An 11,377-nucleotide genomic window follows, 5' to 3' on the forward strand; every position below is an offset into this window, starting at 1 on the left:
CGCTACTGTTGCGGCGCCACGCAGTGCGGCGGGCGGCACGGCTCGCCGTTGACGCTGGCCAGGCAGCCGGGCACCGGATTCCGGCCGCCCACCCGCAGCGGCGTGCGGTCGTCGCGCAGTTCGTCGATCAAACCGGCGGCCAGCTGGGCGAATCGCCTGTCGGCGTTGGGTGTTGCAGCCCGGGCCAACGCGATGCCCGCCGCCTCGGCCTGCAGGCGCAACTCGTGGTCGAGGTCCCACACCACTTCGATGTGGTCGGCGACGAAGCCGATCGGGCACACGACGACGGCGTCGTTGCCGCCCTTCGCCAGCGCCCCCAGGTGGTCGGCGACGTCGGGTTCCAGCCAGGGCACCTGTGGCGGGCCCGACCGCGACTGCCACACCACGTCGTGCTCGGCGTAGCCGGCGGCCGCCGCGACCAGCCTTGCGGCATAACCGACTTGGCGGCTGTAGAGGTTCGGGCCGCAGCGCCGGTCGGCGGCCACCGGCACCGAATGCGCGGTGAACACCAGCCGCGCGGCATCGCGTCGCCCGGGAGGCATCGTGGCGGCGGCCGCAGCGATCGACTCGGCGAACATCTCAACGAACAGCGGGTGGTCGAAGTAGGGCCGCAGCTTGACCAGCTCGGGCGCTCCCGGCCCGGTCACCCGCCGGGCCCGGGCGATGTCCTCGACGTACTGGGTGCAGCTGGAATACCCGCTCCACGCCGACGTGGTGAACACCGCCGCCCGCCGAACGCCGTTGTCGCGCATCGTGGCAACGGTTTCCTCGACGTAGGGCTCCCAGTTGCGGTTGCCGAAGTACACCGGTAGCCCGGTTTCTGTCTGCAACTCGGCGATCAGCGCCCGGTTGATCCCGTTGATCGGCGACACCCCGCCGAAGTGCAGGTAGTGTTGCGCGACCTCGTCGAGGCGTTCGGGCGGAACGCCACGGCCGCGGGTGACGTTCTCCAGGAACGGCCGCACCTGCTCGGGACCTTCCGGCCCGCCGAACGACAGCAGCAGGACGGCATCGAATTGCATTGGTGCCTACAGTAATTGGGTGCTGGCGCCGCCATCGGCGAAGATGATGGTCCCAGTCGTGGCCGGCAGCCAGTCGGAGAGCACCGCGCACACGGTCTTGGCAACCGGCGTGGGGTCCTTCATGTTCCAGCCGATGGGCGCGCGCTGGTCCCAGCCCTGCTCGAGCAGCTGCATCTGGGCGCCGGCTTCGTCGCCCAGCGCGCCGCCGACGATCGCGCTCATGGCCAGCGTCCGGATCGGCCCGGCGGCAACGAGATTGGAGCGCACACCGTACTTGCCGGCCTCGCGGGCCACGAACCGGTTCACCGATTCCAGCGCGCTCTTGGCCACGGTCATCCAGTTGTAGGCGGGCATGGCACGGCTCGGGTCGAAATCCATCCCGACGATGCTGCCGCCGGGATTCATGATGGGCAACAACGCCTTCGCCAGGGAGGCGTAGGAGAACGCCGAGATATGGATGCCCTTGGAGACGTCTTCGTAGGGGGCGTCGAAGAACGGGTTGATGCCCATCCCGGTCTGCGGCATGAAGCCGATCGAGTGCACCACGCCGTCGAGCTTGTGGTCCCGCCCGATCGCCTCGCTCACCCGGTCGGCGAGCGTGTTCAGGTGCTCCTCGTTCTGCACGTCGAGCTCGATCAGCGGCGCCTTCTCGGGGAGCCTGTCGGCGATGCGCTGGATCAGCCGCAACCGGTCGAACCCGGTCAGCACCAACTGCGCCCCCGCCTCCTGAGCCACCTTGGCGATGTGGAACGCGATCGACGAGTCGGTGATGATCCCGCTGACCAGGATTCGTTTGCCTTCGAGCAGTCCTGCCATGTCCGTCCTTGTTTCCTTCTGGCTCAGTGGTGGCTCAGTTCTGGCTCAGTGGCCCATGCCCATGCCGCCGTCGACCGGGATGACCGCACCGGAGATGTAACTGGCGTCCTCGGACGCCAGGAAGCTGACCACCCCGGCGACCTCGGCGGCGGTGCCGACCCGCTTCGCCGGGATGAATTGCAGGGCGCCCTCCTGGATGCGCTCGTCGAGCGCACGGGTCATGTCGGTGTCGATGTAGCCCGGGGCAACCACGTTCGCGGTCACGTTGGCCTTCGACAGCTCCCGGGAGATCGAGCGGGCCATGCCGATCACGCCGGCCTTGGAGGCCGCGTAGTTGGCCTGGTTGCCGATGCCCCAGGTGCCGGAGACCGAACCGATGAAGATCATCCGGCCGAACCGCTTCTTCTGCATGCTGCGCGACGCCCGCTGAGCCACCCGGAAAGCCCCGGTGAGATTGGCGTCGATGACCTTCTGGAACTTCTCCACGGTCATCCGGATGAGGAAGGCGTCCGCAGACACGCCGGCGTTGGACACCAACACCTCGACGGGGCCCTGGTGCTCCTCGACCTGCTTGAAGGCGCGGTCGACGGCGGCCTCGTCGGTGACGTCGCACTCGACGCCGAACAGCCCCTCGGGCACCCCGGATCCGCGGTGGGTGACGGCCACCTTGTGTCCGTCGGCGGCCAGCCGCCGCGCGATCGCCAGGCCGATCCCCCGGTTGCCGCCCGTGACCAGGACGGAACGGGACACGAACGGGGGCCTGACCGCTTCGGCGGCGTTCTCGGTGGTGGCGTCGGTGGCTGTGTCAGTCACTCCGTCAACCTAGCGCCTTGCCGGGCGGGGACTGCAATCGGCTCGCCGCGACTCAACGACGGCGCAGGACGATGTCGACGGCGGCCTCGATGACGTCGTCGCCGGGCACCGTGCCGAACATCAGCGACGGGCAGGCGACCACGCCGGAGAGCATGGAGACCGCCGCCTCCAACTCCGGCCCCTCCGCGAAGGCCTGGGCGAGCATCGTGCGGATCGGCCGCTGGCCTTCGGAATTGATTTCGTCCCTGACCCGGTTCATCGCATCGGCCATCGCCCACTCGGCCATCGCGGCAAGCACCCGGTCCAGGCGCAGGTCGAGCACCGCCTGCCGGAACGTCTTGAGCTCCCCGATCAGATCGGCGCGCAGATCGCCGGTGGGCTCGTGGTGTTCGAAGTTCCGCAGGGACTCCAAGGCGAGTGCGGCGAGGTCGGGGCGCGACGGCCAGTGCTTGTAGAGCGTGGTCTTGGAATAGCCGGCCTTCTCGGCGACGCGAGCGTGCGTGAGCGCCTCGGAGCCCTCCTCGACGAGCACGTCGAAGGCCGTACGCGCGACGTCGGCCCGGGTTCGGGTGATCCGGGCGTCTTCGCCCGGCGCGCTCGATGGGCGGCCGCGGTCGGTCATCGGTGCGCTTCCTTTCCCGCGGCGAGCGCTCGAGCGGTTCACGGGTGGTCCGCAAAGAAAACTATCCGATGAACAAGGAGACCAGAATCATACCCCTCGATCACTAGTGGTCTGTTAGTTCATTACTGTACGGTTGGTGAATCCAGCGCCGTGGACTTGGGAGTGAACCGCATGGACCGGAAGAACGAAGCGGGTGCACGGCTGGCCCGCAGAGCCGACGAGATCGACACCCGCTACCACCCGTCGGCGGCGCTGCGCCGCCAGCTGAACAAGGTGTTCCCGACGCACTGGTCGTTCCTGCTCGGCGAGATCGCGCTGTACAGCTTCGTCGTGCTGCTGCTCACCGGCGTGTACCTGACCCTGTTCTTCGACCCGTCGATGACCGAGGTCACCTACAAGGGCGTCTATCAGCCGCTGCGCGGCATCGAGATGTCGAAGGCCTACGCCTCGACCGTCGACATCTCCTTCGAGGTGCGCGGCGGGTTGTTCATGCGCCAGATCCACCACTGGGCCGCGCTGATGTTCGCCGCCGCGATCATGGTGCACCTGGCTCGCGTCTTTTTCACCGGCGCGTTCCGGCGGCCGCGCGAGGCCAACTGGGTGATCGGGTCGCTGCTGCTGATCCTGGCCATGTTCGAGGGCTTCTTCGGCTACTCGCTGCCCGACGACCTGCTCTCGGGCACCGGCCTGCGGGCCGCCCTGTCGTCGATCACCTTGGGAATCCCCGTGATCGGCACCTGGCTGCACTGGGCGTTGTTCGGCGGGGACTTCCCCGGCGACGTCCTGATCCCGCGGCTGTATGCGATCCACATCCTGATCTTCCCGGGCATCATGCTGGCGCTGATCGGACTACACCTGGCGCTGGTGTGGTTCCAGAAGCACACCCAGTTCCCCGGGCCGGGCCGCACCGAGCGCAATGTTGTCGGCGTGCGGGTGATGCCGGTGTTCGCGGTGAAGTCCGGCGCGTTCTTCGCGGCCATCGTCGGCGTGCTGGGACTGATGGGTGGCCTGATGCAGATCAACCCGATCTGGAACCTGGGCCCCTACAAGCCATCCCACGTCTCGGCCGGCTCGCAGCCCGACTTCTACCTGATGTGGACCGACGGGCTGGTGCGGCTGTGGCCGGCCTGGGAGTTGTACTTCTGGCACCACACCGTTCCGGCCGCCGTGGCCGTCGCGGTGCTGATGGGCGTGATCTTCGCCGTCCTCATCGCCTACCCGTTCCTGGAAAGGCGGTTCAGCGGCGACGCCGCCCACCACAATCTGCTGCAGCGTCCGCGCGACGTCCCCGTGCGCACGTCCATCGGGGCCATGGCGATCGCGTTCTACCTCGTGTTGACGTTCTCGTCGTTCAACGACCTCATCGCCTACAAGTTCGACATCTCGCTGAACGCGACGACCTGGATCGGGCGCATCGGGATGGTGGTGCTCCCGCCGATCGTCTACTTCGTCACCTACCGCTGGTGTGTGAGTCTGCAGCGCAGCGACCGCGCGGTGCTCGAGCACGGCATCGAAACCGGCATCATCAAGCGCCTGCCACACGGCGCCTACATCGAGGTGCACCAGCCGCTGGGCCCGGTCGACGAGCACGGCCACCCCGTCCCGCTGCCCTACCAGGGCGCTCCGGTGCCCAAGCGCGTGAACAAACTCGGCGCGGGCGGCCGACCGGGCGCCGGCAGCCTCCTGTTCGCCGATCCACCCGCCGAAGCGGCGGCCCTGCGCGAGGCGGCCCACGCCGGCGAACGGCGCGCCCTGACGGCGCTGCGCGGGCGCCAGAACGGCGACAACGGCCACGATCCGGAGCCGTAACGGCGCACCGAGCCGGGCAGGGCCGTCAGGCGGGCAGGCGGCGGTTGATCAGCAGCGCCGCCAGCGCCGCCAGCGCCAGCACCAGCGCCCCCAGCCGCAGCCAGCCGGCACTGGCGTCGCCCTTGATGGTCTCGTAGCCGATCTGCTGCTGCAGCGAGGCGTAGACGGCCTTCAGCTCCTGCAGGTTCGACGCGCTGTAGGAATTGCCGCCGGACAGCTGGGCCACCTTCTTGAGCGTCTCGTCGTCGACGGGCACCGGCTGACGCTGGTCGTTGATCTCGACGAAGCCGTAGGGCGTGCCGAACGAGATCGTCGAGATCGGCACCCCCTGGTCCTTGGCGGTGCGCGCGGCGGTGAACGCGCCCTTGGGGTTGTCGGGGCTGGTCGGCATCGTCTCCTTGCCGTCGGAGAACAACACGATGCGCGCCGGGGGCGGGGTGTCGCCGCCCCCGATCACCGCACCGACCGTCGCGATCGCCTGCAGCGCGGTGAAGATGGCCTCACCCGTGGCGGTCCGGTCGGCGAACTGCAGCTTGCCGAGCGCGTTCTTGGTCGCATCCCGGTTGGTGGTCGGCGACACCAGCACCGTCGCGGTGCCCGCATAGGAGATCAGCCCGAGGTTGATACCCGGGGTCAGCTCCTCGGCGAACTGCTTGGCGGCCTCCTGCGCGGCGACCATCCGGTTGGGCGCGACGTCCGTGGCGCGCATCGACTGCGACACGTCTATCACCAGCATCACCACCGCGCGGTTGCGCGGAATCCGCACGTCGCGGGTGGGGCCGGCCATCGCGACGGTGAGCAACACCAGCGCGGCCACCAGCAGGATCGCCGGCACGTGCCGCCACTTGGCCGGCCGCTTGGGCGCGACGCTTTCCAGCAGCTCCATGTTCGCGAACCGCAGAATCCGCCGCTGCCGGGCCAACTGCATCAGCACGTAGAGCACGGCCAGCCCGGCGACCACCAGCAGGAACAGGAAAAACCACGCGTGTTCGAAGCCGGACAACGACATCGGGCCGAGCAACGGCAACGTCACTGCCGCCCCGCCAGTGCCCCACGCCGCCGGGACTCCACGAAACGCACGATGTCGGCGAGCCAGTCCCGGTCGGTGCGCAGCGTCAAAACCGGTGCGCCGCAACCGCGGATCGTGCGCGCGACGTCGGCGCGGTGCGCCGCGGCCGCCTTGGCGAAGTCGTCGCGCAGCTGGGCGTCGATGGTGAACTCGCGGGTCAGCCCGGACTCGGCGTCCTGCAGCACGACGTCGCCGACGTCGGGCAGTTCGACATCGCGGGGGTCGAGCACCTCGATGGCCAGCACCTCGTGGCGGGCCGCGATCGCCCGCAGCGGGCGCATCCAGTTGATCGGCCCCAGGAAGTCGCTGATGATGACCGCCATACCGCGCCGACGCTCCGGGCGGCGCAGCGCGTCGATGGCCGTGGCCAGATCCCCGCGCACCCCGATCGGCGCCCGCGGGGTGGTGGCGATGGTGCGCAGCAGCGTCTGCTCGTGCTGGCGTCCGGACCGCGCGGGCACGCGGATCATCCTCTCGCCGTTGGTGATCAGCGCGCCGAGCCGGTTGCCGCCCCCGCTGTTGAGGTAGGTGATCGCGGCCGCCGCCGCCACCGCCAGGTCGCGCTTCTCGCATCCCACGGTGCCGAAGTCCAGGCTGGCCGACATGTCGACCACCAGCCAGGTCTCGAGCTCCCGGTCGGCGATCATCTGCCGCACGTGGGGATGCGTGGTGCGCGCGGTGACCGCCCAGTCCATCCGGCGGACGTCGTCCCCGGGCTGGTACTCCCGCGACTCCCCCGGTTCGCTGCCCGGCCCGGGGATCAGCCCGAGGTGATTGCCGTGCAGCACGCCGTCCAGCTTGCGCCGCACGGTGAGCTCGAGGGTGCGCAGCGCCGCCGACAGCTTCGGGTCGTTGATCTGCCCGCGCTGCATCGACGGTGGATGGCGAGGAGCCGCAGGCACCGCGGCGGGGTCGGTGTCGGTCACCGACCGCTGGCCACGCCCGCGGCCTGCATCACCGGCGGCACCGATTGGCCTTGCTGCGGAACGGCGTTCACCTGCGGGAGGGCAACCGTCTGCAGCACCCGGTTGATGACGACCTCGGCAGAGATCTCGTCGGCCAGCGCGTCGTAGGTCAGCACCAGCCGGTGGCGCAGCACATCGGGGATCACCTCGACGATGTCCTGCGGGATCACGTAGTCGCGCCCGCGCACCAGCGCCAGCGAGCGCGAGGCGGCGATGATCCCCAGCGAGGCGCGTGGGGAGGCCCCGAACGAGATCCAGGACTTGACGTCGTTCATCCCGAGCTGCTCGGGATGGCGGGTGGCGGTGACCACGCGCACCACGTAGTCGACCAGCGCGTGGTGGACGAAGTTGTTGGCCGCGATGTCCTGCAGGCGCAGCAGGTCGCCGGGATTCATGATCTGCTTGGGCTGCGGCGGCTTCACGCCCATCCGGTAGATGATCTCGCGCTCCTCCTCGGGCGAGGGGTAGCCGACGTTGATCTTGAACAGGAAGCGGTCCCGCTGCGCCTCGGGCAGCGGGTAGACGCCCTCGTGCTCGATGGGGTTCTGCGTGGCCATCACCAGGAACGGGTTGGGCAGGTCGAAGGTCTTGCCGCCGATCGACACGTGCCGTTCCTGCATGACCTCCAGCAGCGCCGACTGCACCTTGGCCGGGGCGCGGTTGATCTCGTCGGCGAGCAGGAAGTTGACCACCACGGGGCCGAGCTCGGTGTCGAACTCCTCGCGGCCCTGCCGGTAGATGCGGGTACCGATGATGTCGGTGGGCACCAGGTCGGGCGTGAACTGGATGCGCGCGAACGTGCCGCCGACGACCTTGGCGAAGGTTTCCACGGCCAGCGTCTTGGCCACGCCGGGAACCCCCTCGAGCAGCACATGTCCCTTCGACAGCAGGCCGACGAGCATCCGCTCCACCAGCTGGTCCTGGCCGACGATGATCCGCTTGACCTCGAAGATCGCCCGTTCCAGCGTGTGGACCTCGGCCGCCAGCCCGTCACCGCCGACGGAGGGTCCGTCCTGGGCCGGCGAGGCGACGTGCGCGCCCGGGCCCGAGTAACCGCTGGCGCCCGGGGGCGGCCCGCCTGCTGATGTCATTAGCAACCCTCCACAGCTCAATCGGACACATATGCCGGCACGACCGAAATCGTGGGGCAGTCACGTGCCCGCGTCCAACTATTCCAGGCCCGCCGGATTCCGTCGACGCCGCGGCTGCACCCGGCAATCACCCGGGCGACCCGCGCCTGGGTCAGTACTCGATGATCCTAGTCAGGTAGGGCGTCATGCCGGGCTTGCGCACCGGGCTGACGGTGACCTTGCCGGCGCTTCCGGAGGCCTCGAGCATCTGGCCGTTGCCCAGGTACATGGTCACGTGCTGGCCTCCGCCGGGGCCGTAGAAGATCAGGTCGCCGCGGCGGGCCTGGCTCGGCGGGATGTGGCGGCCGGCGTTGTACTGGTCACCGGAGAACCGCGGGATCAGCACACCGACGCCGGCGAAGGCGTACCGCATCAACCCCGAGCAGTCGAAGCCGGTGATGTTGGCGCCGTCGCCGACGCCCTTGCTGGGCCCCTGCAGCGAGCCCCCGCCCCAGGAGTAGGGCACGCCCATCTGGGAGCCGCCCCGCTTGATCACGTACTCGATGGCCTGGCGGCCGTAGACGCGCGGGATCTTGCCGCCGGGATTGGTGGCGGCGGCGGGAGCCTCGCCGCCGGGAAGGTTGATACCCAGACCGCCCAGGAACTGCCTGCCCAGATCGAAGGTGGTCTGGGTGGCCTGCGCGGTCGCCTGCAGCGACGCGTTGGCGACCGCGAGCGGGTCCCCCGGCGCGCCCGCGCTGATCATGGCCGGCAGTGTGGGGTCCCAGGGGCCGGGGTCGGCGGTGGCCACGGGTGCGCGGCCGGCCGCGGACACTATCAGCCCGGTCACCACGGTGGTGATCCAGACGAGCTTGGTGAGGCGAAACCGATTGCGGCGCATGGCTCCTCGCTCAGTAATCGATGTAGCGGACCACGTAGGGCGTCATGCCGCTGGTGCGCACGGGCGCGACGCGCACCTTCAGCCCGACGTCGGGGGCCTCGAGCATCTGCCCGTTGCCGAGATAGATGGTCACGTGCTGACTGCCGCCAGGTCCGTAGAAGATGACGTCGCCGCGGCGCATCTGCGCCGACGGGATCTTGCGGCCCAGGTTGTACTGCGCCCCCGAGTAGTGCGGCAGCTTGATGCCCACCCCCGCGAACGAATACAGCACCAGGCCCGAGCAGTCGAAGCCGACGGTCCCGGCCCCCGAGTCGATGCCCTTGCTGGGGCCGGCCGCGTTGCCGCCGCCCCAGGAGTACGGCACCCCGATCTGCGACATCCCGCGCCGGATCACGTACTCGGAGGCCTGCCGCCCGTAGACCCTCGGGATCCGGCCCGGGGCGTTGGTGAAGCCGGTGTCGTCCGGTTTGAGAATGCCCAGGCCCTGCAGGAACTTTCGTCCCATGCTGGCGGTGACCTGAGCCGAGGTCGCCGAGTAACCCAGCACCTGGTTGACCACCGCGACCGGGTCGCCGGGGACGTTGGCGCTGGGCACCATCGGAAGCGTCGGGTCCCAGGCGCCGTCCCACTTGCGCCCCCCGGCCGCCGGCGCGGCGGAACCGCCGGATTCCCAGCGGTCACCGGACGGCGGGGCGCCGGATCCGCCGCCGCCCGCCGACCATTTGCGCGCGGCCTCGCGTTTCGCGGCCTCCAGCGTGGCCTGAGCCTCGTCGCGCTCGGCGGCCAGGCGGGTGACCTCCTCGCGTTGCCGGACGAACTTGTTCTTGGAGTCCACCAGCGCGGCGACGGCCGCATCCTGGCTGGCCTTGGCGTCGGCGGCCGCCTTGTCGGCCTTCTGCTTGGCAAGCCGCGCCGCCGACTCCCGGTTCACCTGCTCGGTGCGGGCGCGCTGCAGCTTGTCCAGCGCAGACTGCGAACTGGCGGTCAGGGCCTGGGCGGTCGCCGCGGTGGCGAGGATGTCTTCGGGGCTGGTCGCGGTCAGGTAGCTGCCCGACGGCCCGTTCATGTACACAGCCGCCGCGAAGTGGTCGAAGCGGCGCTGCGCCCCGGCGATCGCCGCATCGGCGTCCCTGACGGCGCCCCGGCTGGTCTCGACGTCGTGTTGGGCCGCGGCGGCGTCGTCCCGCGCGGTCTCGACGTCGACCATGGCCTTGTTGACGCTTTCGAGCTCCGTCTGGATTTCGGCGTTCAGGTCCTCCAGGCGCTGGTTGGCCTTGGCGACGTTGGCGATCGCCGCCGCCAGTTTGTCGGCAACGGGATCACCGTGCGCGAGCCCGGGCGTGCCCACCAGCAGCGCCGCGCTGACGAGCGAACCCAGGACCGTCGGGATGACCGGCCGGCCCAGCCTTGCGGCCGGTCGCCCAGAAAAGCCCCGGATGGTGCCTCTCATTCGACAGGTCTCCTACGTCTGACGCGAACGGACGGCGCAGATCGTGACGTAAGGCGCCATAGATAACACGAGCATCATTTGCACCGTACGTCACAGATGCCGCTGTGGAAACGGTGGTCACAAACTGCATTCTGGACGTGCGTTTAATGTGACCGAACGGTTACCCGTCGCCTTTGCCAGTCGTGATCACCGGGGTTGCGCCCCGACGACGACTCAGACCGAATTCCCTTGTCAGGAACCTTCGGCGGGCTCGGCCGCCGAAGCGTCGGCAGCGATGGCCGACGTTGCCGCACGCCGTCCGCGCAGCTGCAGGAACCGGGTGCCGACGGCGGTCGCGAGCACCCCGACCAACAGCACTATGGTCAGCCCGGTCCAAGGGAATTCGGGCGTCTCCAGCGCATGCAGGAAGTTCTGGGCCGAGACCACCGGGTTGCCCGTCTTGGAGTGGTCCTCGCCGGCCTCGAGCGTCACACGCGGGAACCGCGTGCTGTAGCTGCCGACATAGCTGGGGCTGAGCGTGAGGACCGTGGCGTCCGGATAGTCGGCGCCCACCACCGTGGAGATGTCGCGCAGGGGCGTGTCGTTGGGCGGATTGTGGTCGAGCAGCACGATCTTGAGGTCGATACCCTCGGCGCGTGCCTGGTTTACCACATCGAGCAGTCCCGGCACCGCCGCCGGCGGGGCGCTGACCCCGTCCGCCGCCACCTGTGCCTTGACCACGGTCATGTCGACGTCCTGCGGAATGTAGGTGGGCAGGAGGCCGAAGGAATCGTGGCCCGTCATCGCGTCGCTCCTTCCGCACGGCTACAGAAACGGTACGCGACCCCCCGGGCCGGCCAC

Annotated in this window: 11 protein-coding genes; 1 reads left to right on the plus strand and 10 read right to left on the minus strand. The window is 69.3% G+C overall.

Annotation, left to right across the window (positions count from 1 at the left end):
* Positions 1-2: 2 nt before the first annotated feature.
* From AB8998_RS17910 to AB8998_RS17925, 4 genes are read right to left on the minus strand one after another with little or no spacing between them, the layout of a single operon-like run.
* Complete coding sequence (locus AB8998_RS17910; protein WP_369739108.1) at positions 3-1,022, minus strand: ferrochelatase; 1,020 nt, start codon at positions 1,020-1,022, stop codon at positions 3-5.
* Positions 1,023-1,028: 6 nt separating this feature from the next.
* A complete protein-coding gene (gene inhA, locus AB8998_RS17915) occupies positions 1,029-1,838 on the minus strand; it encodes an NADH-dependent enoyl-ACP reductase InhA (RefSeq protein WP_369739109.1) in 810 nt (269 codons plus the stop codon).
* A gap of 45 nt (positions 1,839-1,883) precedes the next feature.
* On the minus strand, positions 1,884-2,651 hold the full coding sequence (gene fabG1, locus AB8998_RS17920; RefSeq protein WP_369739110.1) for a 3-oxoacyl-ACP reductase FabG1: 768 nt from the start codon (positions 2,649-2,651) through the stop codon (positions 1,884-1,886).
* Between the two features lie 52 nt (positions 2,652-2,703).
* Positions 2,704-3,273, minus strand: coding sequence for a TetR/AcrR family transcriptional regulator (locus AB8998_RS17925; protein ID WP_369739111.1), 570 nt, complete (start codon positions 3,271-3,273; stop codon positions 2,704-2,706).
* A gap of 171 nt (positions 3,274-3,444) precedes the next feature.
* Here AB8998_RS17925 and qcrB point away from each other — a divergent pair, with 171 nt between their 5' ends.
* Complete coding sequence (qcrB, locus tag AB8998_RS17930; RefSeq protein ID WP_369739112.1) at positions 3,445-5,082, plus strand: cytochrome bc1 complex cytochrome b subunit; 1,638 nt, start codon at positions 3,445-3,447, stop codon at positions 5,080-5,082.
* 25 nt (positions 5,083-5,107) lie between these two features.
* Here qcrB and AB8998_RS17935 read toward each other — a convergent pair whose 3' ends face one another.
* The 6 genes from AB8998_RS17935 to AB8998_RS17960 form a co-directional block, all read right to left on the minus strand.
* On the minus strand, positions 5,108-6,115 hold the full coding sequence (locus AB8998_RS17935; RefSeq protein ID WP_369739113.1) for a VWA domain-containing protein: 1,008 nt from the start codon (positions 6,113-6,115) through the stop codon (positions 5,108-5,110).
* On the minus strand, positions 6,112-7,023 hold the full coding sequence (locus tag AB8998_RS17940; RefSeq protein ID WP_369741631.1) for a DUF58 domain-containing protein: 912 nt from the start codon (positions 7,021-7,023) through the stop codon (positions 6,112-6,114). Before AB8998_RS17940 ends, AB8998_RS17935 begins: the two co-directional genes overlap by 4 nt.
* A gap of 50 nt (positions 7,024-7,073) precedes the next feature.
* A complete protein-coding gene (gene moxR1, locus AB8998_RS17945) occupies positions 7,074-8,207 on the minus strand; it encodes a chaperone MoxR1 (RefSeq protein WP_369739114.1) in 1,134 nt (377 codons plus the stop codon).
* A gap of 151 nt (positions 8,208-8,358) precedes the next feature.
* The gene (gene ripB / locus AB8998_RS17950; protein ID WP_369739115.1) at positions 8,359-9,087 is read right to left on the minus strand and encodes an NlpC/P60 family peptidoglycan endopeptidase RipB; all 729 of its coding nucleotides are present in this window, start codon (positions 9,085-9,087) and stop codon (positions 8,359-8,361) included.
* Between the two features lie 10 nt (positions 9,088-9,097).
* Positions 9,098-10,537, minus strand: coding sequence for an NlpC/P60 family peptidoglycan endopeptidase RipA (gene ripA / locus AB8998_RS17955; RefSeq protein WP_369739116.1), 1,440 nt, complete (start codon positions 10,535-10,537; stop codon positions 9,098-9,100).
* A 231-nt stretch (positions 10,538-10,768) separates the two neighbouring features.
* Entirely contained in the window at positions 10,769-11,320 is a 552-nt protein-coding gene (locus AB8998_RS17960) for an Rv1476 family membrane protein (protein WP_369739117.1), read from the minus strand.
* Positions 11,321-11,377: the final 57 nt, after the last annotated feature.

The sequence above is a fragment of the Mycobacterium sp. HUMS_12744610 genome (assembly GCF_041206865.1).
In the GTDB taxonomy this organism is placed as follows: domain Bacteria; phylum Actinomycetota; class Actinomycetes; order Mycobacteriales; family Mycobacteriaceae; genus Mycobacterium; species Mycobacterium servetii.